The 24,198-nt window shown below is 59.5% G+C and carries 24 protein-coding genes and 1 tRNA gene; 9 read left to right on the top strand and 16 right to left on the bottom strand.

Annotated features, from left to right (window positions below; all coding sequences use genetic code 11):
* Positions 1-70: 70 nt before the first annotated feature.
* A complete protein-coding gene (locus C7477_RS05920; protein WP_110750261.1) occupies positions 71-277 on the bottom strand; it encodes a DUF1737 domain-containing protein in 207 nt (68 codons plus the stop codon).
* 115 nt (positions 278-392) lie between these two features.
* Between C7477_RS05920 and leuD the strand changes: the two genes are divergently transcribed.
* Positions 393-998, top strand: coding sequence for a 3-isopropylmalate dehydratase small subunit (gene leuD, locus C7477_RS05915; RefSeq protein WP_110750021.1), 606 nt, complete (start codon positions 393-395; stop codon positions 996-998).
* Positions 999-1,060: 62 nt separating this feature from the next.
* Complete coding sequence (locus C7477_RS05910; protein ID WP_110750019.1) at positions 1,061-1,483, top strand: metallopeptidase family protein; 423 nt, start codon at positions 1,061-1,063, stop codon at positions 1,481-1,483.
* A 72-nt stretch (positions 1,484-1,555) separates the two neighbouring features.
* Here the strand turns inward: C7477_RS05910 and C7477_RS05905 are convergent, their stop codons facing one another.
* Positions 1,556-2,590 (bottom strand): aspartate-semialdehyde dehydrogenase, encoded by a 1,035-nt coding sequence (locus C7477_RS05905; RefSeq protein WP_110750017.1) that lies wholly within the window; start codon positions 2,588-2,590, stop codon positions 1,556-1,558.
* A gap of 105 nt (positions 2,591-2,695) precedes the next feature.
* Positions 2,696-2,818, bottom strand: a complete 123-nt coding sequence (locus C7477_RS19355; protein WP_281032521.1) for a hypothetical protein — start codon at positions 2,816-2,818, stop codon at positions 2,696-2,698.
* A gap of 213 nt (positions 2,819-3,031) precedes the next feature.
* On the opposite strand from C7477_RS19355, the gene C7477_RS05900 reads away from it, so the two are divergent.
* Positions 3,032-4,921, top strand: a complete 1,890-nt coding sequence (locus C7477_RS05900) for an MFS transporter (RefSeq protein WP_110750015.1) — start codon at positions 3,032-3,034, stop codon at positions 4,919-4,921.
* Positions 4,922-5,081: 160 nt separating this feature from the next.
* On the opposite strand, the gene C7477_RS05895 is transcribed toward C7477_RS05900, so the two are convergent.
* From C7477_RS05895 to C7477_RS05870, 6 genes are all read right to left on the bottom strand, one after another.
* Positions 5,082-6,131, bottom strand: a complete 1,050-nt coding sequence (locus tag C7477_RS05895; RefSeq protein WP_110750013.1) for a bifunctional transcriptional activator/DNA repair enzyme AdaA — start codon at positions 6,129-6,131, stop codon at positions 5,082-5,084.
* Between the two features lie 194 nt (positions 6,132-6,325).
* Positions 6,326-7,438 (bottom strand): 3-isopropylmalate dehydrogenase, encoded by a 1,113-nt coding sequence (gene leuB, locus C7477_RS05890; RefSeq protein WP_110750259.1) that lies wholly within the window; start codon positions 7,436-7,438, stop codon positions 6,326-6,328.
* Between the two features lie 150 nt (positions 7,439-7,588).
* Positions 7,589-7,783, bottom strand: a complete 195-nt coding sequence (locus C7477_RS05885) for a Trm112 family protein (protein ID WP_110750011.1) — start codon at positions 7,781-7,783, stop codon at positions 7,589-7,591.
* A gap of 25 nt (positions 7,784-7,808) precedes the next feature.
* On the bottom strand, positions 7,809-8,486 hold the full coding sequence (locus tag C7477_RS05880; protein ID WP_110750009.1) for an LON peptidase substrate-binding domain-containing protein: 678 nt from the start codon (positions 8,484-8,486) through the stop codon (positions 7,809-7,811).
* 96 nt (positions 8,487-8,582) lie between these two features.
* Positions 8,583-9,527, bottom strand: a complete 945-nt coding sequence (gene trxA / locus C7477_RS05875; RefSeq protein ID WP_110750007.1) for a thioredoxin — start codon at positions 9,525-9,527, stop codon at positions 8,583-8,585.
* Between the two features lie 84 nt (positions 9,528-9,611).
* Complete coding sequence (locus tag C7477_RS05870) at positions 9,612-10,124, bottom strand: prolyl-tRNA synthetase associated domain-containing protein (RefSeq protein ID WP_110750005.1); 513 nt, start codon at positions 10,122-10,124, stop codon at positions 9,612-9,614.
* A 195-nt stretch (positions 10,125-10,319) separates the two neighbouring features.
* Here C7477_RS05870 and C7477_RS05865 point away from each other — a divergent pair.
* A tRNA-Gly gene (locus tag C7477_RS05865) sits at positions 10,320-10,394 on the top strand.
* A gap of 79 nt (positions 10,395-10,473) precedes the next feature.
* Here C7477_RS05865 and C7477_RS05860 read toward each other — a convergent pair.
* Positions 10,474-11,256 (bottom strand): ComF family protein, encoded by a 783-nt coding sequence (locus C7477_RS05860; protein WP_110750003.1) that lies wholly within the window; start codon positions 11,254-11,256, stop codon positions 10,474-10,476.
* Positions 11,257-11,330: 74 nt separating this feature from the next.
* On the opposite strand from C7477_RS05860, the gene C7477_RS05855 reads away from it, so the two are divergent.
* Positions 11,331-12,221, top strand: a complete 891-nt coding sequence (locus C7477_RS05855; protein WP_110750001.1) for a methyltransferase domain-containing protein — start codon at positions 11,331-11,333, stop codon at positions 12,219-12,221.
* 7 nt (positions 12,222-12,228) lie between these two features.
* On the opposite strand, the gene C7477_RS05850 is transcribed toward C7477_RS05855, so the two are convergent.
* The 5 genes from C7477_RS05850 to C7477_RS05830 form a co-directional block, all read right to left on the bottom strand.
* Entirely contained in the window at positions 12,229-12,552 is a 324-nt protein-coding gene (locus C7477_RS05850; RefSeq protein WP_245411739.1) for a hypothetical protein, read from the bottom strand.
* An 87-nt stretch (positions 12,553-12,639) separates the two neighbouring features.
* A complete protein-coding gene (locus tag C7477_RS05845; protein ID WP_110749999.1) occupies positions 12,640-13,050 on the bottom strand; it encodes a (deoxy)nucleoside triphosphate pyrophosphohydrolase in 411 nt (136 codons plus the stop codon).
* 67 nt (positions 13,051-13,117) lie between these two features.
* Positions 13,118-13,876 (bottom strand): GNAT family N-acetyltransferase, encoded by a 759-nt coding sequence (locus C7477_RS05840; protein ID WP_181418362.1) that lies wholly within the window; start codon positions 13,874-13,876, stop codon positions 13,118-13,120.
* 21 nt (positions 13,877-13,897) lie between these two features.
* On the bottom strand, positions 13,898-15,139 hold the full coding sequence (gene argJ, locus C7477_RS05835) for a bifunctional glutamate N-acetyltransferase/amino-acid acetyltransferase ArgJ (RefSeq protein ID WP_110749995.1): 1,242 nt from the start codon (positions 15,137-15,139) through the stop codon (positions 13,898-13,900).
* 243 nt (positions 15,140-15,382) lie between these two features.
* Entirely contained in the window at positions 15,383-16,297 is a 915-nt protein-coding gene (locus C7477_RS05830; protein ID WP_110749993.1) for a peptidylprolyl isomerase, read from the bottom strand.
* Between the two features lie 367 nt (positions 16,298-16,664).
* On the opposite strand from C7477_RS05830, the gene secA reads away from it, so the two are divergent.
* The 4 genes from secA to bspF all read left to right on the top strand — a co-directional run bounded on the left by secA (position 16,665) and on the right by bspF (position 22,934).
* On the top strand, positions 16,665-19,391 hold the full coding sequence (gene secA / locus C7477_RS05820; RefSeq protein WP_110749991.1) for a preprotein translocase subunit SecA: 2,727 nt from the start codon (positions 16,665-16,667) through the stop codon (positions 19,389-19,391).
* Between the two features lie 98 nt (positions 19,392-19,489).
* Positions 19,490-20,077, top strand: coding sequence for an NUDIX domain-containing protein (locus C7477_RS05815; protein ID WP_110749988.1), 588 nt, complete (start codon positions 19,490-19,492; stop codon positions 20,075-20,077).
* Between the two features lie 149 nt (positions 20,078-20,226).
* Positions 20,227-21,648, top strand: coding sequence for a lipopolysaccharide biosynthesis protein (locus C7477_RS05810; protein ID WP_181418357.1), 1,422 nt, complete (start codon positions 20,227-20,229; stop codon positions 21,646-21,648).
* Complete coding sequence (bspF, locus tag C7477_RS05805; protein ID WP_110749986.1) at positions 21,648-22,934, top strand: type IV secretion system effector crotonyl transferase BspF; 1,287 nt, start codon at positions 21,648-21,650, stop codon at positions 22,932-22,934. Before C7477_RS05810 ends, bspF begins: the two co-directional genes overlap by 1 nt.
* Here bspF and C7477_RS05800 read toward each other — a convergent pair.
* A complete protein-coding gene (locus tag C7477_RS05800; protein ID WP_110749983.1) occupies positions 22,931-24,037 on the bottom strand; it encodes an acyltransferase family protein in 1,107 nt (368 codons plus the stop codon). The genes bspF and C7477_RS05800 overlap by 4 nt on opposite strands.
* Positions 24,038-24,198: the final 161 nt, after the last annotated feature.

Genomic DNA, 24,198 nt, shown 5'->3' with positions numbered 1-24,198 from the left:
ACATCAAGGTCTCCCTCTCCCCGTTCTTTACGGGGAGAGGGTAAGGGTGAGGGGCAGCTGTACCAAGAACTCAATAATCCCCGAGCTTGATATCCGGCGTATATTCCACGCCTTCGACTTCCTTCAACACCGGCTGGCCGCAATGCATCACGCCCGTGGCCGCGTTGAACGCATAAGTCGGAGAGCCATGTAGCAGCCAGCCCTTGTTGAGGGCGGCGGTGACGCGGTGGCAGAATTGCGCATCGTCGGGGCCGGTGATGAAGCGGTAGAGTTTCATCTGTTCCATCCTTTTCCAGTGTCGCGATTGTATCGGCTTTGGAGCTTTTACTCCGCGCCAAGCTGGTGTAAAGCCTTGCGATTGGAAAAGAAAAGTCAAGCCTAGGTAAGTCACCATGGATAAGTTCACCAAGCTCACCGGCGTTGCCGCTCCGTTGCCGATCATCAATATCGACACGGACATGATCATTCCGAAGGATTATCTGAAGACGATCAAGCGCACCGGGCTGGGCACCGGGCTTTTTGCCGAGATGCGCTACCGCGAGGACGGGTCGGAAAATCCGGATTTCGTACTCAACAAGCCGGCCTACCGCAATGCGCAGATCCTTGTCGCGGGCGACAATTTCGGCTGCGGTTCCTCGCGTGAGCATGCACCGTGGGCGCTGCTCGATTTCGGCATTCGCTGCGTGATTTCGACCTCGTTCGCCGACATCTTCTACAACAATTGCTTCAAGAACGGCATTCTGCCGATCACGGTTTCTCAGGAAAATCTGGACCGGCTGATGGACGACGCGTCGCGCGGCGCCAATGCGACGCTGACCGTCGATCTGGAAACCAAGGAAATCCATGGACCCGATGGCGGCTCGATCACATTCGACCTCGATGATTTCAAGCGTCATTGCCTGCTCAACGGTCTCGACGACATAGGCCTGACGATGGAAAAGGCGCCTGATATCGCCCGCTTCGAGGCGCAGAACGCCGAAACGCGCCCCTGGGCCTAAGCTCCTCAGCTGGTTATGTTCCGGGCGTCGCTTAATGGCGTCCGGCAGAAAAAGGAAAAGACATGGCCCGCACCGACCAGACCGGCGATTGGGCTAACCGATTTTCGCCTTCGCTCGATGAAATGGAATCACTGGCGATCGAGGCCTTCGCGCACCTGCCCGCGCCGTTCCGCAGCCTCTGCGGCGACATCATCATTCAAGTGGCGGACTTTCCCGAAGACCAGATTGTCGATGATATGAATCTGGAAACGCCGTTCGATCTCCTGGGCCTTTTCGAGGGGCGCGGCATCGGCGAGCGCTTTTCAGTGGCGACCGGGGAGGGGCCGAACCGGATCACGCTCTACCGCCGCGCCATTCTCGACTATTGGGCTGAGCATGAAGAAGTGCTGGGCGAGATCGTCACCCACGTGCTCATCCATGAAATAGGCCACCATTTCGGCCTTTCCGACGACGATATGGAGCGGATCGAGGCGAGCGCGGAGTAGACACTTCGTCGTCATCCTCGGGACAAGCCCGAGGATGACGACGCGGTAGGGTGACGGTGATAGGGCGCGGTTCTAGGCCGCGAGCGCCTTCGGCTTGATCAGGCCGCGCAGCACCAGCAGTTCGGCGATCTGGATGGCGTTGAGCGCGGCGCCCTTGCGCAAGTTGTCGGAGACGATCCACATGGCAAGGCCGTTCTCCACCGTGATATCCTCGCGGATGCGGGAGATGAAGGTGTCGTCCTCTCCGGCGGACTCGTAAGGCGTGATGTAGCCGCCGTCTTCGTGCTTGTCGATCACTTGGCAGCCCGGCGCATCGCGCAGGATCTCGCGGGCCTCTTCAGCGGAAATCGGCTTCTCGAACTCGATATTCACGGCTTCGGAATGGCCGATGAATACCGGCACGCGCACGCAGGTCGCCGTGAGCTTGATCTTCGGATCGAGCATCTTCTTGGTTTCGGCCACCATCTTCCATTCTTCCTTGGTGTAGCCGTCCTCCATGAACACGTCGATATGCGGGATGACGTTGAAGGCGATGCGCTTGGTGAACTTCTTAGTGGTGATCGGATCGGCCACGAAGACGCCGCGCGACTGCTCGAACAATTCGTCCATGCCTTCCTTGCCCGCGCCGGAAACCGACTGGTAGGTGGCGACGACGACGCGCTTGATCTTTGCCGCATCGTGCAGCGGCTTCAGCGCCACGACGAGCTGCGCCGTCGAGCAATTCGGATTGGCGATGATGTTGCGCTTGCGGAAGCCCTCGATGGCGTCCGGGTTCACTTCCGGCACGATCAGCGGCACGTCCTGATCATAGCGCCAGGCGGACGAATTATCGATGACGACGCAGCCCTGCGCAGCGATCTTCGGCGACCATTCCTTCGAAACCGTGCCGCCCGCCGACATCAGGCAGATATCCGTGTCGGAGAAGTCATACGTATCGAGCGCCTTCACCTTCAGCGTCCGGTCGCCATAGGAGACTTCCGTGCCCTGGCTGCGGCGCGAGGCGAGCACCACCACTTCATCGGCGGGGAAGCCGCGTTCTTCAAGAATATTGAGCATTTCGCGGCCCACATTGCCCGTGGCGCCTACTACCGCAACTTTGAAACCCATTTGTTTTCTCCTGTCCCTCTCCGCTTTATGCAAGAAACCCGGTGGCCACGCGGGTTATCCTTCCCCCGGACCAAGCCCGGGGAGGGGGCGAGCAGGCCAAGGGAATCAGACCGTTTTGGCGGTCGTTTTCGTGGTGGTTTTGGCCTTGGTGGAGGAGAACATGCGCCCGCATCCGGCGAGAAGGCCGGAAAGATCAGACATAGCTGGCGCTGCCGATACGCTAGACATCGCGGGGTTCTCCTTGTCCGATAACGCTTCTATCCCGTTTTGTTCAAGAGTCAATTGCCGTGGCGCGCGAATGCGGACGCCTTCTTAGACTAAAGAATACTGCACGAATTGCGCGTTTCGGGGCATGATGCTCATGTTTATCGCGAGGCATCCGGTTGGAGGAACCGGCTGCTTCGCTTTTCCGTTATACATGCTGTCTGGGAGGACACACAAATGACCATGACCGCGAGTGCCGATATCGGCACGCAGAAAATGACGCGCGAGGAGAAGAAAGTCATCTTCGCCTCGTCGCTCGGCACCGTTTTCGAATGGTACGATTTCTATCTTTACGGCACGCTCGCCAGCTTCATCGGCGCGGCCTTCTTCAGCCAATACCCGGAGACGACCCGCAACATCTTCGTGCTGCTCGCCTTTGCCGCGGGCTTTCTCGTGCGGCCTTTCGGCGCGCTTGTGTTCGGCCGGCTGGGGGATCTCGTCGGGCGCAAATATACCTTCCTCATTACCATCGTCATCATGGGTGCATCGACCTTCCTGGTCGGCCTTCTGCCCGGCTCGGCGAAGTGGGGTATCCTTGCGCCGACAATCCTGATTGCCTTGCGTATGCTGCAGGGTCTGGCGCTTGGCGGCGAATATGGGGGGGCTGCCACTTACGTGGCGGAACACGCGCCCAACAATCGGCGCGGCTTCTTCACCTCATGGATTCAGACCACGGCGACGCTTGGCCTGTTCCTGTCACTGATTGTGATCCTGATCATCCAGAATAGCATGAGCAAGGAGGCTTTCGCTGATTGGGGCTGGCGCATTCCGTTCCTGTTTTCGATTTTCCTGCTCGGCATTTCCGTCTGGATCCGCCTGCAGATGAGCGAATCGCCGGCCTTCAAGCGCATGAAGGAAGAGGGCAAGGGCTCCAAGGCGCCGCTGTCGGAAGCCTTCGGCCAGTGGAAGAACGCCAAGATTGCGTTGATCGCGCTGTTCGGCCTCACCGCCGGGCAGGCGGTCGTCTGGTATTGCGGCCAGTTCTACGCGCTGTTCTTCCTGCAGAACGTGCTGAAGGTGGAAAACCAGTCGGCCAACATCATGGTCGCGCTTGCCCTCGTTCTGGGCACCGGCTTCTTCGTGTTCTTCGGCTGGTTGTCGGACAAGATCGGCCGCAAGCCGATCATCATGGCGGGGCTGCTGCTCGCGGCGCTCACCTATTTCCCGCTGTTCAAGGCGCTGACCTATGCGGCCAACCCGGCCTTGGCGCAGGCCGAACAGACGATCAAGGCGACCGTGACGGCTGCCCCCGGCGATTGCACCTTCCAGTTCAATCCAACGGGTACGTCCAAGTTCAACAATTCCTGCGACGTCGCCACGGCGTTTCTGTCGAAATCCTCGGTGCCTTATGAAACCGTTCCAGGCCCGGCAGGTTCGCCCGCCACGGTCAAGATCGGAGACGCGACCGTCACGTCCTATGACGCGGCGGCGGCCGGCGCCGGTGTGGCTGGGGCATCCGCCAAGTTTGCTCATGACATGAACGTGGCCTTGCAGAAGGCCGGGTTCCCGCTGGTGCGCGACTCGGCCAAGGTGCCGGACTCCAAGCTCAACGCGTTCGCCGCAGCCAATCCGGAACTGGGCCTCGATGTGAACGCGGTCCGGGCCGGTGAGAAAGCCACGATGCCAACGGCGGATCTGGCCAAGAACAAGCTCCTGACCCCGGCGGAAGCGGAGGCGGCGGGTGGCGCTGACCAGGCGGTCTACACCATCCCCAATGGCGGCGCGTTCAAGATGGTTGCCGACCCCGCTGCCGTCAACTGGCCGCTGACCATCGCCATCCTGACGGTGCTGGTGATCTATGTCACCATGGTCTACGGGCCGATCGCCGCCATCCTGGTGGAGATGTTCCCGACCCGCATCCGTTACACCGGCATGTCGCTGCCTTATCACATCGGCAATGGCTGGTTTGGCGGGTTGCTACCGGCAACGGTGTTCGCGCTGAGCGCGGCCAAGGGCAATATCTATTACGGCCTCTGGTACCCGATCATCATCGCCGCGATGAGCTTTGTCATCGGCATGCTCTTCGTGCGTGAACGCAAGAACGTGGATCTCGACGCGATCAAGTGATCGCCTGAACACCTACCCTCCCCCTTGCGGGGAGGGTGGCCCGTAGGGCCGGGTGGGGGTGGTGACGGTTGTGCTCCAATGGGCGACCACAGTGCGCTGCCTTTACCACCCCCATCCGCCCGCTAACGCGGGCACCTTCCCCGCAAGGGGGAAGGAGGGGCTACCGATACTGCGCCTCGATCTCGATCAGCTTTTGCTTGCGCCATAGGCCGCCGCCATAGCCGGTGAGCGAGCCGTCCGCGCCGATGACGCGGTGGCAGGGGATGATGATGGCGATCTGGTTGGCGCCATTGGCCCGCGCGACAGCGCGCACCGCAAGCGGCTTGTCGATGGCTTGCGCGATCTCGCTGTAGCTGCGCGTTTCCCCGGCTTCGATCTTCTGGAGTTCGCGCCATACATCTTGCGTGAACGGGCTGCCATGCATTGCGAGCGGAAGATCGAAGCTTGCGGATTTGCCTGCAAAGAAACTTTCGAGCTGGCGTTCCACCAGATCATGTGTTGCAAAACGGCCGATGCCGATATCGCCGCGACAGGCTGCATGGAGCTTTTTCAGTTCCGCCGGCAGCGCCTTGCGGTCGGCGAATTCCAGAATATGCAGGTTCTTCGCGTCGCAGATTGCGATCATGGCGCCGAGCGGTGTCCTGATCCAGTCCGCGCGCAACAGGCTGCCCTTCCGAAGCTGCGCCGGTGGTAATCCTAAAATGCGCGCGAAAGCGCTGCGGAAGGCTTCGGGCGATTCGAAGCCGGCATCGATCTGCGCGTCGATCACACGCCCGCCATCGGCCAGCGCCTGAAAGCCATGGCGCAAGCGTTCCTGCCGCGCCATTTCGAGAAAGGTCATGCCGAAATGGCGGCGAAAACTGCGGCGGACGGTTGAGGGATCTAGGCCCATCCGCGCCACATCGTCCTCGCCCCAGCGCCGCGACGGATCATCTTCCAGCGCATCCAGAAGCTTTTTCACGGAAGGGTCCGCCTCTGCGGCGGGCTGTAGCGGATGACATCTTTTGCAGGCCCGAAAGCCATCGGCCATGCATTCGGCGACCGACGCGAAGAAGCGGCAGTTTTCCCGCTTGGGCTTGCGCGCCGGACAGGTCAGGCGGCAGAAGATGCCGGTCGAGGTAACGCCGACATAGGCGCGGCCTTCATAAGAGGCATCGCGGGCGAGCAGCGCGTCGTAGAGTTTGTCTTGGTCAGGAAGCGTGAACAGCATGCGGCTAGTTTTAGCGGCATTTGCGAGGATTGCAGCCTGAAATCGGGCAGTTATTTTTTTGGCGTTTTAGCCGCCCCTCACCATTACCCTCTCCCCGTGAAGAACGGGGAGAGGGGGCGTAGACGTTGCCGCTTCGCCCGATTCCCCGCGTGCGGGGAGAAGGTGCCGGCAGGCGGATGAGGGCATTCCACAACTCAAGCCGACAGCGCCTTGAACTTTGCCAGAATCGCATCGCCCATTTCAGCCGTTCCGATCTTTTTCGTCCCTTCGGACCAGATATCGGCGGTGCGCAGGCCTTCATCGAGAACGCCGGAAATCGCCGCTTCCAGGCGGTCGGCTTCGGCGATCAGGTTGAAGGAATAGCGTAGGCACATGGCGAGCGAGGCGATCATGGCGATCGGGTTGGCAATGCCCTTGCCCGCGATATCGGGGGCGGAGCCGTGGACCGGCTCATAGAGCGCCTTGCGGGCGCCGGTCTTGGCGTCCGGGGCGCCCAGCGAAGCTGAGGGCAGCATGCCGAGCGAGCCGGTGAGCATGGCGGCCACGTCCGACAGCATGTCGCCGAAGAGATTGTCGGTGACGATGACGTCGAATTGCTTGGGCCAGCGCACCAGCTGCATGCCGCCGGCATCGGCCAGCATGTGTTCGAGCGTAACGTCGGAATATTTGGCCTTATGCGTCGCGGTCACCACCTCGTTCCACAAAACGCCCGACTTCATGACGTTGCGCTTTTCCATCGAGGTGACCTTGTTGCCTCTTGTGCGGGCAAGCTCGAAGGCGACGCCGGCGATGCGCTCGATCTCGAAGGTATCATAGACCTGCGTGTCGATGCCGCGCTTCTGGCCATTGCCGAGGTCGACGATCTCCTTCGGCTCGCCGAAATAGACGCCGCCGGTCAGTTCGCGAACTATGAGGATGTCGAGGCCCTCGACGACTTCCGGCTTGAGGGAGGACGAGGCCGCAAGGGCCGGATAGCAGATCGCGGGGCGCAAATTTGCGAAGAGTTCCATATCCTTGCGCAAGCGAAGAAGGCCTGCTTCCGGACGGACATCATAGGGCACGCTGTCCCATTTCGGGCCGCCGACCGCGCCGAAAAGCACGGCGTCGGCGGCGAGGGCCTTGTCCATGTCTTCTTCGGAAATGGCCTTGCCATGCGCATCATAGGCCGCGCCGCCAACCAGCCCTTCTTCGGTTTCGAAGCCAAGGCCCAGATCCGCATTGAGAGAGGCAATGATCTTGCGAACTTCCGCCATTGCTTCCGGACCGATGCCGTCGCCTGACAGAAGGAGAAGTTTTCTGGATGCCATGATGTCGCGCCTTCGCTGGGAATGATGGCGTGTCATAGACCAAGGGGCGGCGGGATTTCAACTACTCGGAGTGAGCAGTAAGCCGTGAGCAGTGAGCGGTGCGAAGAAGAACGCCTTTCTGCTCACTGCTCACTGTTCACCGCTCACTGCTCACTCATTTATGCTGCGTGCTTCCGAAGGCAGCATGATGGGGATGCCGTCGCGCACGGGATAGGCGAGGTGTGCCTTCTCCGAAATCAGCTCGCCATTCTCCTTATCATAGATGAGGCGACCCTTGGTCAGCGGGCAGACGAGAAGGTCCAGAAGTTTCGGATCTATGGCGGCGGAATTTTTCTCTTTGCTCATGTCGGTTCTCGTTTGGTTTGGGGGGTTATTGCAGGCCGGAGCCGAAATCGTCTTTTTCTTTTGCCAGCGCGATTTCGGTAATGGCGATCAGCGTTTCCGCGCGGGTCTTGAGATCGGGGGCTTCGAGCAGCGCCTGCTTTTCCGCCGGGCCAAAGGGCGACATCATAGAAAGCGCGTTCACCAGCGTCTCGTTGCCGGCGCGAGAGATGCCGTCCCAATCCGCCTGAAGGTCGTTGGCGTCGAGATAGTCGCGGAAGGCTTTGAGCAATGCCTGGCGATCGACGCCCTCAGCGCCGGCCGTTTCCGCCAGATCGGTCAGAAATGGCGCGACGCGGCACTGGCGGAAGGGCAGGCGGGACGGAACCTCTTCGAGAACCCGAAAACGGCAAATGCCTTGCAATGTGATCAGAATACGTCCGTCGCCGGTTTCGGAGTAGGTTGTGACACGGCCCATGCAGCCGACATCACAAAGATCGGCTACAGCCCGTGCGGCGGCGCTCGCGTCGCCCTCAAGGCGGGGCTGGATCATGCCTATGATGCGCTTTCCGGCCATGACGGCATCGAGCATCTCGATATAGCGCGGCTCGAAGATATTGAGCGGCAACTGCCCACCGGGCAAAAGCAGCGCGGCTTTCACCGGAAAAACCGGAACGATATCCGGAATGTCCGTCATGGTGCGGTAGTGGGCATTGCCCGCCTGCATCGAACTCACTCCCAGCCGATCGTTTGGCAACTATTGCATAGGCACAATGCCAGCCTTTGCGGCGTTCTAATCCCAAAAAGTCTGCGACTTTTCGGATTACGAAAAGAGCAGCGAAGACAATTTGCGGCGCGCGGCAAGTGTCGCCTCGTCAGCAGGTCCCCATGCCTCGAAGAACTGCAGCAATTGCTTGCGCGCGCCGTCATCATTCCAGCCGCGATCCGATTTCATAATCGCCAGTAGCCCATCGGCAGCTTCCATGTGGCGCCCTTCGGCGCTGCGGATCATGGCTAGGTCAAAACGCGCCTGATGGTCATTTTGATCCTTGGCGAGTTTTGCCTCAAGCGCTTTCGGGTCGCCGAGCTTCGCCGCCTGTTCCGCCAGCGTGAGACGGGTTTCCACCGAGCGGATCGCCGCATCGTTCTTCTTGTCATCCGGCACTTGCGCCAATACTTCGCGCGCGCGTTCCCTGTCGCCCGTCTCGATCAGGCAATTCGCCAGTCCGGCGATGGCGGCGACATTGCCGGGGGCTTGCTCCAATATGGCGGAATAGAGCTGGCTGGCCTCGTCATAATCCGCATGGGTGACGAGCTCGGCGGCAGCGGCGAGCGCTTCCTCAATTGCCGCGTCCTTTCCTCCGCCGCCATCACCCAGCTTGCTTATGAATTCCTTCACTTTCGATTCGGGCACTGCACCCATAAAACCATCAACCGGCTGGCCGTCGACAAAGGCGATGACGGCGGGGATAGACTGGATGCCGAGCTGGCCGGCGATGGCCGGATGGTCATCGATATTCATCTTCACCAGCTTGACGCTGCCACCGGCTTCCTTGACGGCCTTCTCCAGAACCGGCGTCAACTGCTTGCACGGCCCGCACCACGGCGCCCAGAAATCGACAAGCACTGGCTGGTTGCGCGATTCGGCGATGACATCAGCGGAAAATGCCTGCGTCGTGGTTTCCTTGATGAGCATGGCGGGGTCCGGGTTGCCCTTTGCGGAGGGGTTCGCGTCTGTCCGGCTGCCGGCGCTGATATCGGTGCTCATCGTTCCATCCTTCGCGATGCGGTGGTCGCAGTCTATGGTCAGTTTGTGTTTTCACACGGATGTTTCAAGCCCCGCCGGGCCTCTTTATCGTGGCTCCGCCACCGTGGCGACAGGCAGAATTTCCGGCTCGTGCCCCGTTGCGCGTAGGAACCGGACAAGATCATCGCACCCTATAGTCGTCGTCGCCTCGTTGGTCAGCGGATGGGCGTTAATGATTTCATGCCTCATCAGGTGCTCATCCAGAACGATCTTTACCTTGTGTCCGGTGTCGTTGATGGCGCCAAGCGCGCTGACCGAGCCGGGCAGGAGGCCCAGATATTCCATCAGCTTCTCCGGCTTGCCGAAGGAGACACGGCTTGCGGCACCAATCAGGGTGTGCACCGACTTCAGATCAACTGTAGCATCCTCCTCAACGGTCAAGAGGAAGAAATTATCCTTCTTGTCCTTGAGGAAGAGGTTTTTGGTATGGCCGCCCGGAATCTCGCCGCGCAACGACTGCGAGTCGGCGACGGTGAATAGCGGCGGATGCGTCACCGTCCTGGTCTGGATGCCAAGCTCATCGAGAAAGGCAAAAAGTTCATCGGGGTTTTTCGGCATGGGAAGCTGCGGCTCATCAAGCGGTCACTATCATCGGGCGGCATCTTCCATGAGGCGCCGGCTTATCGCAATGGGAAACCATGGGGGAAATCCACAGGCGAAAAACAAATGAATCTTTCCGTCGATTTCCTGTTGCATTCGTCCGGATGTTGGGCCATATAGCACCCGTCCTCAGCGACTAGCTGACTGGCGCGAGCGGGTGTAGCTCAGGGGTAGAGCACAACCTTGCCAAGGTTGGGGTCGAGGGTTCGAATCCCTTCGCCCGCTCCAGTTTTCTTAGGGTCCATACCGGCCACATAGGTTGTAACTCATACATAGCGCATGGGTAATGACCATTTATAATGGCGACTTATTCGCTATTTATTGTTTCCCCAAGCACCCGGCTAAAAGTCAGCACATCAACGGAAGCGGCATGTGCGCGCAATAGCGCCCGCGTAGCCGCCTTTACGGTCGCTCCCGTGGTATAGACATCGTCGATAAGTAGGACGTTCCGGCCACTGATCTTGATTTCATGCTCGGGAGGGACACGGAAGGCCCCGCTCACGTTGCGCTGACGCTCGGAAGCCGCAAGGCCAACTTGCTGGCGCGTTCGCTTGACGCGCCTGAGCGCTTCCGGCTCGAATGGCTTGTCCGCCAGCCGGGCAAGCGCGCGGGCCAGCTCTGCTGCCTGATTGAAGCGACGCGACCAGAAGCGAAACGGATGGAGCGGCACCGGCACGATAACGTCGCTATCGGCGATAAGCTCGCTGCCTGCCCGTAATATCCATCGTGCCATCCACGGCGCCAGATTGGTCTGGTCATGGTATTTGAGCCAGACCACCATGCGTTTCGGTACACCGTCATGGATCACCGCCGCCCGCGCCCGCCGGAAAGGCGGCGGATCGGCGATTGCCTCGGCGGAGAGAAAATTTTCGCCCAGATCGTGGCTGAAGGGCGTTCCCATCACCGTGCAATAGGGGCGCTCTATGAACCGCAAGCGCGACCAGCATTGTCCGCACAGCGTCCCCGGGTCCGCCACCGCACGATGGCAGCCGGCGCATTGCGGAGGGAAAAGAAGCCCAGCCACCTGTCCCGCCAGATGGCCGGCGACCTTCCGCGCAATATTGAGCTTTTCCGCATCCCCCTTATCCATTGCAATCACCCCCGTTTGGATGCATTGGAAATGCACTATATGCCGAACAGGCTAATAAGGAAAAGGCTTGAGCCATGCAGGAAAACGGCCTGTTCGACCGCAAACTGATTCAGGCGAATCGCAGACGCGCCATGGCTAAACTCGGGCCCGGCATGGATTTTTTGCTGGCGCGGGCAGCGGACGATCTGGAGGATCGGCTTGCCATGGTTGAGCGTCGCTTCGATCTGGCTATCGATATCGGAGGCCATACTGGCCTTGTGGCTCAGGCCATCGCTCGTTCAGGCAAGGCCGATACGATCGTTCGCATCGAGCAGGACACCGTCTTCCTGCGCGATCGTTTCATGAATATTGTCGCTGATGACGAAGCTTTGCCGCTTGCCCCCGCAAGCGCCGATCTGATCGTCTCGCTCTTGTCCATGCAATTGACCAACGATACGCCCGGCGTGCTTTTCCAGCTCCGCCATGCGTTGACACCAGATGGCCTCTTTCTCGGCGCGATGGCTGGCGGCGGCACGCTTGGCGAGTTGCGTGAAAGCCTGCTTGCCGCGGAAGTGGAACTGACCGGCGGCGCATCGCCGCGCGTCGCGCCTTTTGCCGATGTGCGTGATGCCGGTGCACTGCTGCAGCGGGCGGGCTTTGCCCTGCCCGTCACCGATGTCGAGAGTTTTACCGTGCGTTACGATCATATGTTCGCGCTGATTGCCGATCTGCGCGCCATGGGGATGCAGAACAGCTTGCTTGGCCGTTCGCGCCGGCCCGTATCCCGCCGCTTCTTTGCCCGCGCGGCTGAGATTTACGCCGAACGCTTCAGCGATCCCGATGGCCGCATTCGCGCTACCTTCTCCATCATCTGGATGTCAGGCTGGGCGCCCCATGCCTCGCAGCAACAGCCGCTCAAGCCCGGCTCGGCAAAAGTCTCACTGGCTGAGGCGTTGAAAGCAGCGGAAAAGGAAGAAAAGCCGTAAGGCTTATTCAGCACTCGCCGTTCCTGGTTCCATCGGTGTGAACGATACAAACGGCCTGCGGCGTCGGCTGCAATACGCTTCTGCGTACCGTATAGGCTTGCGAGTTCCTGATCGATCCGGTCGCCATCGTATCGACGCCATTGGGAAACAGCGACTGCGTCACGACATCCTTGGAACGATTGTTGAGGATCGGAACCAGAATCATCGCCAGCGCGATGGCGGCTGAACCGAACAGCAACGCTACGCGCAATGCACCAGAACGCGCTTCGGCCATCGAACCGGAAGAATAGTCGCTATAGTCCTTTTTGAAGGAATGATCGTCAAAACCCATGTGGCAACTCCAGACCCGCCTAGCATTCAGAATTGCCAGATCGAGGTGAAGGATCGTTTAAAAAATGAGATAAAGGATCGGTTAACGTCACAGAAGATCAATCAGGAAGGGAATGAGCGGCTCGTCAGCCGGCGGCATCGGATAATCGCGCATGTCGCGCGGCCGCACCCATTTGAGCCGCTGCCCCTCGAGCGGGCGCGCGATGCCCTCGAAACGCCGGCAGATATAAAGCGGCATGAGGAGATGGAAATCCTCATAAGCGTGACTGGCAAAAGTGAGCGGCGCCAGGCAGGCAGCCTTGGTAACGATGCCGATCTCTTCCGCGAGCTCGCGGATCAGCGTTTCCTCGGGGGTCTCGCGTGGCTCGACCTTGCCACCCGGAAACTCCCAGAGCCCGGCAAGCGATTTGCCCTCTGGCCGCTGCGCCAGCAGCACGCGGCCATCCGTATCGACCAGAGCGCATGCCGCTACGAGAAGGATTTTCCTTCCTCCGATCATCCGAAGTCCCCCGATCCCGAAGATGACCCGAGGCTCTCCGACTGAGAATTCGCCGAATTCTCGTTCTTCATGCTTCCGGGCTTTCCCAATAGGCGTAACGATAGAGTTCGGAGAAACCGAAGCGCTCATAAAGCGCCCGTCCGGCCAGATTGTCCGCTTCCACCTGCAGCCATGCCGTCTTTGCGCCCTGCTTGCGCGCCCATTTGAGCGCCGAAGCGACGATGGTTCGGCCGTGGCCGCGCCGGCGGCTTGTCCGCGCGGTGCCAAGATCGAAGAGTCCGGCCATCGCCCCATCCTGCACACAGAGTGCCACCGCGAGCGGACTGTTCTCCTCCTCGACCACGAACATGCCTTTAAGCGGCTTGATTCCGTTGAGGAGTTCGGACAAACCCGGCCGTACGCTCGCGTCCCGTTCGTGAATCTTCAAGGAGGCGTCGGCATAGCGCCCGATGTCGCGCAGGGGGATCTGATCGAGCGCTCGGTCGAGGTTCAGTTTCCGAAGATCCGCACCCAGCACGATCGTTTCGCCAACAATCTCCCAGCCTTCCGCCTTGAGATAGTCCTCAAGCCCTGGTGGCATCAGCGGCGTCTGCCGGAAGGTCGGGCGCCTGGCATAGGCGCGCAATCGCTGCGCGGCACGTTCGACGCGCATTGGAATATCGCGGATATCGGCCGGATCGAGCGGATTGATGGAATTGAGCCGCCGGGATGGGTATGCCGCGGTGACGCGGATCGCCCATGTGCCATCGTAATGCACCGATGTGGCAGGCCATGAGCGGAAGCCTACGGCCTCGACCTGCCGGATCATCGCCAGCCCCGGCATCAGCAGCGGCCTCCGGCAATCATCTCAGCTCCTGTAATCGCCATTGATCGCCACATATTCCTTCGTGAGATCGCAGGTCCAGACCGTTGCCGTGCCATCGCCAATCCCCAGATCGACGCGAATGGCGATGTCCTCGTTTTTCATGCAGGCTGAGGTATCAAGCTCGGAATAGGCCGGATCGCGCTCGCCGCCATGCGCCACGCGGATATCGCCGAACCAGATTGACAGTAGATCGCGGTCCGCCGGTTCTCCGGCTTTGCCCACCGCCATGACGACGCGGCCCCAATTGGCATCCTCGCCGGCAACCGCTGTCTTCACCAGTGGAGAATTGGCGATCGACAGCGCGATGCGCTTGGCAGAGACGGAAGTTGCTGCCCCCGTCACCTGGACTTCGATCATCTTGCGCGCGCCTTCGCCGTCGCGCACCACTTGCAAGGCCAATGAATGAAGAACGCGGCCCAGCGCCCTGGCAAAATCGTCGAGGCGCCGGTCATCGACATCGGCAATGGCGGGTGCACCGCGTGTCGCCGCCGTGCCGGTCGAAAACAGCATCAACGTATCGGAGGTCGAGGTATCGCTATCCACAGTCACGGAATTGAACGTCGCGCCTACAGCCTTGTCCAGGAGGGCCTGCAACACGGAGGCGGCAATCGGAGCGTCGGTCACGACGAAGGACAGCATCGTCGCCATATCGGGCGCGATCATACCGGCGCCCTTGGCGATACCGTTGATCGTCACCGGAACGCCAGCCAGAAGCACGGTCTCGGTTGCTACTTTCGGATAGGTATCCGTGGTCATGATGGCCTTGGCGGCCTCGAGCCAGCGGTCAGCCTTGGCGTCCCGCGCCATGCCATCGAGCAGATGGGAAAACTTGCCCGCGTCGAGCGGCTCACCGATCACACCCGTCGATGCCAGGAAGACTTCATTTGATGCGCAGCCTACTGCAGCCGATGCGGCAGCGGCGGTTTTCTCCGTAGCTTCGCGTCCCCTCTTGCCGGTGAAGGCATTCGCGTTGCCCGAATTGACAACAACGGCGCGCGCCTTGCCGTGAACCAGGTTTTGCCGACAGAAATCGACCGGCGCCGAGGGGCACTTCGAGCGCGTGAACACACCCGCCACCTCCGCCGGCCGATCAAAAACGAAGAGCAGCACATCCGTGCGACCCTTGTATTTGATACCGGCCTCGGCGGTGGCTATGCGTACCCCGTCGATGGCCGGCATTGCCGGATAATGTTTCGGAGCAAGCGGAGAAACGGATGTCGACATGGGTTCCCCAGATATTATGGAGCATTTGTTCTAGATAGAAACGCTGGCGAGTCAGTGCCCCCTGCCGAATTGGCTCGCACCTTCCCTCCCCCTTGCGGGGAGGGTGGCCCGAAGGGTCGGGTGGGGGTGGTGACGTTTACGCGACTGTTTCCAGCAAAAGCGCAGCCATCACCACCCCCATCCGCCCGCTCCGCGGGCACCTTCCCCGCAAGGGGGAAGGAGGGCGCGAGCCAATCCGCAAAATTACGGCTTCGGCGTTTCCTTGGCAGGGGCAGCTTCGGCGGGAGCAGCTTCACCGCTTGCCTGCTTCATCGCCTTTTCGATTTCCGGATCGGTATAGCTTACCTTAAGGTCGCCCCGAAGCTTTTTCATCAGATCGACGTAGCGCTCGCGCATGATGATAGAACGTACCTGTTCCTTGACCTGATCGTATGCGGGCGGCTGCTGTGCGCGCTTGTCCTCAAGCTTGATCACATGATAGCCGAACTGCGTCTGCACCGGCTCCTTGGTATATTTGCCCGGCTCGAGCGCCAAAGCCGCTTTTTCGAATTCCGGTACCATCTGACCTTGGCTGAAATAACCCAGATCGCCACCGTTGGCAGCGGAACCGTCGGTCGAGTTTTCCTTCGCCAGGTCTTCGAACTTCGCACCGCCGTCGAGCTTCTTGATAATGGCGTCCGCTTCTTCCTTGGTCTTCACCAGGATATGGCGGGCGCGAACCTCGTTCTGCGGCGGTGTCGCGGCCATTTCCTTATCATAGCGGGCGCGAACGTCGGCGTCGCTGATCTTGCCGACGATCTCCTTCTCGAAATATGCGTTGTGCAACGCGCGATCCTGGAGGAAATCCATGCGCTGCTTGAATTCCGGCGTCTGGTCGAGTTTCTCGGTCTTGCCCTTGGTCGCGAGCGCCTTGATATCGATGAGCGCGGCAAGCGCGGCAAGCCGCCGCTGCTCCGCCGGCAGGCGGGAGAACTGCGGGTCAAGGTCGCTCGACGCCTGATCCACCTCAGCCTGCGTGATCGGCTGGCCGTTAACGGTTGCGAGCACCTTTGCCGGGTCGGCGACGGGCGCCTTGTCCTGGGCGTATGCGCCATGGGCGGCGATTGCGATTAGTGCGGTCGCGGCCAAAGCGGAAAGGGCTTTGCGATAATAGGTCATTGGAGTCACTCCTTCGAAGGCCTTACGGCTTTATGAATAAGGCGAAATTTTGCTAAAGCATTTTGCGGCCGGATGAAATCCGTGTCGCCTAATGCGGCTTAAATAAAATAGGTAGAATGCTTCACTTAGGGTCGTCCGGCGCATTGCGAATGCGCGAAGATGCGTATTTCCAGTTCCCTCCTTCTGCGTTGACATCACTCGACCCCCCTCTTATCTGTCCTTCGGCTTTGCGTCCAGAGCTTGCGGAAGAAGTGCGCCCGGTCGAGATAACCGGACCCATGACTTTTCTTGCAAATTTTTCTATGAGAGTAAATAAAGTCTGAGAGAATGCCGGATCACCGGCTGAACGGATGAGAAAGGACCAGTGATGGTCAGCTTCGGCGGTCTAGCCCGCAAGATTTTCGGTTCTTCCAATGACCGCCGTGTCAAGGGCCTGCGTCCGCGCGCCGATGAGATCACTGCGCTTGAAAAAACCTATGAGGCCCTGAGCGATGAACAGCTCCAGGCCAAGACGGCGGAATTTCAGGCCGCTCTCGCAAATGGCGAGACGCTGGACAATCTTCTGCCTCATGCCTTCGCCACGGTGCGCGAGGCTGCAAAGCGCGTGCTCGGAATGCGCCCCTTCGACGTGCAGTTGATCGGCGGCATGGTGCTGCACAATCGCGGCATCGCCGAGATGCGCACCGGTGAGGGCAAGACGTTGATGGCGACGCTGCCGGTCTATTTGAACGCCGTCGAAAGCAAGGGCGTCCATGTCGTCACCGTCAACGATTATCTGGCGAGCCGCGACGCGGAATGGATGGGCCGTCTCTACGCGTTCCTCGGGCTGACCACCGGCGTCATCGTCCATGGTCTCGACGACGACCAGCGCCGAGAGGCCTATGCCTGCGATATCACCTACGGCACCAACAACGAATTCGGCTTCGACTATCTGCGCGACAACATGAAATATGACCGCGCGCAGATGGTTCAGCGCGGCCACAACTACGCCATCGTTGACGAAGTCGATTCGATTCTGATCGACGAAGCGCGCACACCGCTGATTATTTCCGGTCCGCTCGAGGACCGTTCTGATTTCTACAATCTCATCGATACTTTCATTCCGAGGCTCGAGCCTTCCGATTACGAGATCGACGAGAAGCAGAAGACCGCGACCTTCACCGAGGAAGGCACCGAGAAGCTGGAAAACATGCTTCAGGACGCCGGCCATCTCAAGGGCGACGGGCTCTACGACATCGAGAACGTCGCTATCGTTCATCATGTCAACAATGCGCTGCGCGCCCATAAGCTGTTCCAGCGTGACAAGGATTATATCGTCCGCAACGACGAGATCGTGATCATCGATGAGTTCACCGGCCGCATGATGCCTGGCCGGCGTTATTCCGAAGGCCTGCATCAGGCGCTGGAGGCGAAGGAACACGTCACCATCCAGCCGGAAAACCAGACGCTGGCCTCGATCACCTTCCAGAACTATTTCCGCATGTACAAGAAGCTGTCCGGCATGACCGGAACGGCCAACACCGAAGCGGAAGAGTTCGGCAATATCTACGGTCTCGAAGTGACCGAGGTGCCGACCAATCTCCCAGTCCGCCGTCTCGACGAGGACGATGAGGTTTACCGCACGGTCGAGGAGAAATATAAGGCTATCGTCAAGGACATTCGCGAGGCCCACGCCAAGGGCCAGCCCATCCTGGTCGGCACGACCTCCATCGAGAAGTCGGAACAGCTGGCCGAGCGGCTTCGCAAGGACGGCATCAAGAACTTCCAGGTGCTGAACGCCCGCTATCACGAGCAGGAAGCCTATATCGTCGCGCAGGCCGGTGTTCCCGGCGCTATAACGATCGCCACCAACATGGCGGGCCGCGGCACCGATATCCAGCTTGGCGGCAATCTTGAAATGCGCGTGCGCCACGAGTTGGACGACGTGCCGGAAGGCCCAGAACGCGATGCGAAAATCGCGGCCATCAAGGCCGATATTGCCAAGCTGAAGGAGCAGGCGCTAGCCGCCGGCGGCCTTTACGTGCTCGCGACGGAACGCCACGAAAGCCGCCGCATCGATAACCAGCTGCGCGGCCGTTCTGGCCGTCAGGGCGACCCCGGCCGCTCGAAATTCTTCCTGTCGCTGCAGGATGACCTGATGCGCATCTTCGGCTCCGATCGCATGGACGGCATGTTGCAGAAGCTTGGTCTCAAGGAAGACGAGGCCATCGTCCATCCCTGGATCAACAAGGCGCTGGAGAAGGCGCAGAAGAAGGTCGAGGCGCGCAACTTCGAAATCCGCAAGAACCTGCTCAAATATGACGATGTGATGAATGATCAGCGCAAGGTGATCTTCGAGCAGCGTCTGGAGTTGATGGATGGCGAAGATCTCAGCGAAACCACAGCCGAAATGCGCCAGGAGGTGGTCGAGGATCTGGTCCGCACCCACATTCCGGCGAATGCCTATGCAGAGCAATGGGATATCGACGGCCTGCAGAACGGGGTTCGCGAGCATCTCAATCTTGATCTGCCGGTTCATGAATGGGCTGCCGAAGAAGGCATCGCAGAGGAGGAAATTCTCGCCCGCTTGACAGAGGCTACGGAGAAGGCCGCCACCGAGCGGGCCGAGCGCTTCGGCCCGCAGGTCATGGCCTATGTCGAAAAGTCCGTCATCCTGCAGACCATCGATCACCTCTGGCGCGAGCATCTGGTCAATCTTGACCATTTACGCTCCGTCGTAGGATTCCGCGGCTATGCGCAGCGTGATCCGCTGAACGAGTACAAGACCGAGGCTTTCGAGCTTTTCCAGACCATGCTCGGCAATCTGCGGCAGGCGGTGACAGCGCAGCTGATGCGCGTCGAGCTCGTGCGCGAGGTGGCCACCGCCCCGGAGCCGGCGCCACCGCCGATGTTCGGCGAGCATATCGACGGAACAACCGGTGAAAATGATTTCGGCGAGGGCGAGCTTCTTGTGCGGCACGAGGAGGCGAAGTTCGTCGATCCCGAGAACCGCGACCCGAACGATTCCTCTACCTGGGGCAAAGTTGGGCGCAATGAGGCCTGTCCCTGCGGATCAGGCAAGAAATACAAGCATTGTCACGGCGTATTTGCCTAAAGCGTTATCTCTTTGCCCTTCCGGGCGTGCCGGAAGGGTAAAGGCTTTCAACGAAAAAATTCGTTTCGCTTCTTCCCGATTGTCGATGGCAGGCCCGCATGTCAGTCAAGAATCGTATTCGCATCAACGAAGTTTCCACCCTCTCCAACGATTGGTATGTCCTCAAGAAGACATCCTTCGATTGGCTGCGCTCGGATGGCAGCTGGCAGACCATGAGTCGCGAAACCTATGATCGTGGCAATGGCGCGACGCTCCTGCCCTACGATCCGGCACGCCGCACGGTCTTGCTTACGCGGCAGTTCCGCTTTCCCGCCTATGTCAATGGCTATGACGAACTGCTGATCGAGGCGGCTGCCGGTTTGCTCGACGAAGCTTCTCCCGAGGAGCGCATCCGCAAGGAAGTCGAGGAGGAACTCGGACTGGTTCTGGGAGAAGCCCGCGAAATCTTCAATTGCTTCATGAGTCCCGGCTCTGTCACCGAGCGCTTGCATTTCTTCATCGCCGAATATGATCCCGCCATGCGGAAATCCAGCGGTGGTGGAAACGTGAGCGAAGGCGAGGATATCGAAGTGCTTGAACTGGGATTGGACGAAGCGTTGGCGATGATCGGCACAGGCGCGATACAGGACGGAAAAACCATATTGCTGCTTCAATACGCGGCTCTCAATTTAATGCCTTCCGCCTGATCCCCTTTGCCATCGCTCTGACACAAAAGCCGCGCATGAAATGCGTGGTTTTGTTATGGCATGCGCGGGGCAAGCGGCGGAACCTCACGAACTCTTTTTTTAAGATTCTACCCTAACTTGCGCCCATTATATCGGTGGGAGAATTGCGTTTGCGTTTTTCAGCGGCCACGGCAGCGGACCGGCTTTTGCCGGAAAGGTTCTCCTTGCGCCTCCGTCCGCTGATGGAGCGTGTCGATGCGTTGTTGACCGCATCCAATCCGCAGGCCGGTGCGCAGCGCTCCTCGCTTGCCGCCTTCGCCATCCGCCTTGTCAGTGCGGCAATCGCGCTTGTTGCACAGATCGTGCTGGCCCGCTGGATGGGCGAGTTCGAGTACGGCATTTACGTGCTGGTGTGGATCAGCGCCATTATCATTGGCAATCTATCCTGCCTGGGCTTGCACACCACCATCATTCGCTATGTGCCGGAATATTTCGAGCGCAATCTCTACGATGAAATACGCGGCATATTGTGGATGGGGCGGGTGTTTGGCATTATCGCTTCAACACTCATTGCCCTTCTGGGCGCGCTCGGCGTCTTTCTCTTTCGCGATCATCTGGAAAACTACTATGTCATGCCTTTCTACCTCGGGCTTGTCTGCGTGCCGATGATTGCACTCGGCGACATGCTGGATGGCACGGCCCGCTCGCGTTCCTGGGTGGTCACGGCGTTGACGCCGACCTATATAGCAAGGCCGCTGTTCTCGCTCCTGTTCATGATCGCGGCAGTCCTGGCGGGTTTCGCGCCAACGGCGGTGACGGCACTATTCGCCGCGATACTGGCGACCTGGGTGACGACGCTTGGCCAGTTCACCATTGTCAGAGGCAGCATCTCCCGCATTGTTCCAAAGGGCGGCCGCAGTCTGCGCCTGCGCGAGTGGTTCGTCGTTTCCGTTCCGATTTTTCTGGTCGAGGGCTTCTTTTTCCTACTCATCAATGTCGATGTTCTTATGGTCGGTCATTACATGGACCCGGACCATGTCGCGGTCTATTTTGCTACCGTCAAAATTCTCGCGCTGGCGCATTTTGTTTATTTCGCCGTCAAGGCCGGCGTCGCCCAGCGCTATTCGCAACTGCTGCACAGCGGCGATCGGCAGCGTTTCGCCAGCTTCGTCAGCGGTTCAGTCCGGTGGACATTCTGGCCGACGCTCGGCCTGGGTATCGTGCTCCTGCTTTTGGGCCAACCGATGCTCTCGCTCTTCGGCTCTTCATTCACGCAAGGTTATCCGCTACTCTTCGTGCTCATCATTGGGGTGATCGCACGCGCCAGTGTCGGACCGGCGGAGAGTTTGCTCAATATGTCGGGTAACCAAAATGTCTGCGCCGCGCTCTATGCGGTTGCACTGTTCATCAATGTCGCATTGAACATGCTGCTCATTCCACGTTTCGGCCTTGTGGGCGCCGCGCTCGCCACCGCAATCGCCATGGTTTTCGAGGCCTCTGCCCTTTCCTTGATGGTTCATCGCCGTCTGGGCATTCCGATGTTCGTTTTTGCCCCAGCGCCAAGGATACATCGACCGGAGGAGCAATACTGATGGTTGCCATTCCCCTTCTCGAAGAAGCGGCGGGAGGGTCCGCCGCGCGCCTTGTCTCGGAGCTCGCCGAAACGGATGTGACGGGCGAAGTCGCCAAGAAACTGGAGGAAAGTCTCGGGCATCGCGATATTCCCCGCAAATTCGCCATTTATGGCGCCGCCGCCGGCTTCGATTTGCTTGAAGAACTCGATCACCTGACTTTCCGGACCATAGAGCCCAACATATTCGTCAATCCACGCTTCCTCGCTCCGGCAATGCCGCGGCTCGATGACAGGCAGGTGCGTTTCATGGTGATGCGCGACGAAAGCGAGACGCGCAGCCGCCTGCGCTTCCTGATGCCCTATACGATCGAACGCCCGGGCATTGCCGTTTCCGCGCCGATCATCCGCGCCTGGGCGACGCCCTTCGGCCCGCAGGGCACTCCGCTGATCGACCGCGATGATCCCGTCAGCGTATTGGAAGATTTGTTCGATATTCTTTCACGCAGGCATCTCAAGATGCCGGAGGTGCTCGTCCTGCCGGACATGCGCTCCAACGGCTCCGTCGCGCAGCTCATTCGCAGCATCGCGCTTGGCCGCAACCTGCCGTTAACCGCTATCGAGCGCGTCGAGCGCCCATTCCTGGAAAGCCGGATGGAGGGCGATGCCTATCTGCGTCAAGCCATCGGCTCGCATCACCGCCGGGATTATGCCCGGTTATGGCGCAAGCTCGCGGGGCAAGGAAATCTCTCCTACAGCGTCGCCCGCAGTCCTGAGGAAATCCGCCGCCGCTTCGAGAATTTTCTCGCGCTGGAAGCAGGAGGCTGGAAGGGCAAGCGCGGCAGCGCCATGGCCGTAGACCGCTACCGCGCCGCTTTCGCCCGCGAGGCGGTCAATCGGCTGGCGGAGCGCGACCTTGCCCGTATCCACACGCTTGAGCTGGATGGCCAGCCCGTCGCCATCCTTATCGTCTTCGTCGAAGCAGGCGAGGCCTGGACCTGGAAGACCGCCTACGATGAAGATTTGAGCGCCTATTCTCCCGGGACTTTGCTGATGATCGAGGTGGTGAAGAACCATCTTGAAGACCCGAACATCGCGCGCACCGATTCCTGCGCAGTGCCCGATCATCCCGTCATGTCGCGTCTCTTCCACGAGCGTGAAACCATAGAGACGCTGGTGATCGGCCTCAATCCCGCTGCCCATCGTGCTACGCAGCAGGCCGCTTCGCAGATTCACCTCTACCGCCGCACACGCGATATCGCCCGCATGGTCCGCAACCGTCTCCGGCATTTGACCGGACGGCACTAGTTCGGCACGCTTAGAGCGGTATGCGGGCGCTTTGCCCAGGCATCGATCCTGCCGATCAGCCAGCGATGAACTGGATTTTCGAATAGCCGCCATGCAATGGCTGCCACAAAGACGCTGACAAGGACACCGGCGGAAGCCAGGAGAAGCGCGCTCGCAACGCTTCTTCCCCATGTGGCGGGGAGCGCATTGAAAAACAACAAGCCAACCAGCGGATGAAGGATGAAAATGCCGAAGCTATAGCGGGAAAACGTCACGAATCCTGACCAGCGCAACGGCGTGGAGATGCCCTGAATGCTTGCCACGAAGAGAACAAACATAAACACATAAAGGAACAGCAGCCGCCACGGCCCCTCGAGGGTGGGACCGCTGCCGACCGGATAGGACGGCTGGTAAAACAGAAACACCAGCAGGCAGGCGATCAGGGCGAAGCTTATCGACAGCCGGGAAAACTCCGTGGGCCGCAGTCTGGCCAGCCACATGCCGAACAGAAATGACGGCAAGGCGCGTAGCACACCGATATCCGCAAATTGCACCCGGGTCAGAGAGGGAGCGCCCAAACGTCGCGCCAAGTATTCGCCCCCGATCACCGCAGCTATGACAAGAATGAGCACTCCTCCGCCATATCGCCGGTGAAGCACGTCGAAACATGGAAAGCAGAGATACATCAAGAACAGGGCGCTCAGCGACCAGCTGACGTAATTATAGGAAAAACTCCTGCCCATTCCCCAGCCGTGGACGAGAAACAATTGCGCCAAGGCATTCCGCCAGCTCAGGTCGGGCTGGATGTTTGGATGCAATATCCCCGCTGCGGTCAGCACCGATAAGAGAGCGAAACAGGAAAAAACGGCGACATGCAGCGGATAAATCCGCGCCAGCCGTTTTGCTATGAAGGCAACATAGCTGCGCCTATTCCACACATAATTTTGCCTGCGCGCCAGGAACAGGCCGGACAGTATGAAAAATATATCGGTAAAATAGGAAAAACGCAGAATGACATTTTGTAATTCCGTGTTTTCGATAGGAAGACGGAAGGAGTAATGGAAAAACGCTATTCCCAAACACAACACAAAACGCAGGCCGTCGAAATCGGGGATTCTCTGCATATTTCCACATCACAAACACTGCACTCATCTGCTAGCGATTTTTTTGGAAAAGTCGAGCCGCTTCTGGATGTGGACGGTACGCTTGCTAATTGTCGGGCAGGTAGGGCCGATTGCCGGGACAAACGCCGTTCCGTTCATCATGGGAAGGCGGCGTTGCGGGC

This window comes from Paramesorhizobium leguminum (assembly GCF_003217235.1).
Lineage (GTDB): Bacteria > Pseudomonadota > Alphaproteobacteria > Rhizobiales > Rhizobiaceae > Paramesorhizobium > Paramesorhizobium leguminum.
This window is presented reverse-complemented; position numbering and strand designations above follow the sequence as displayed.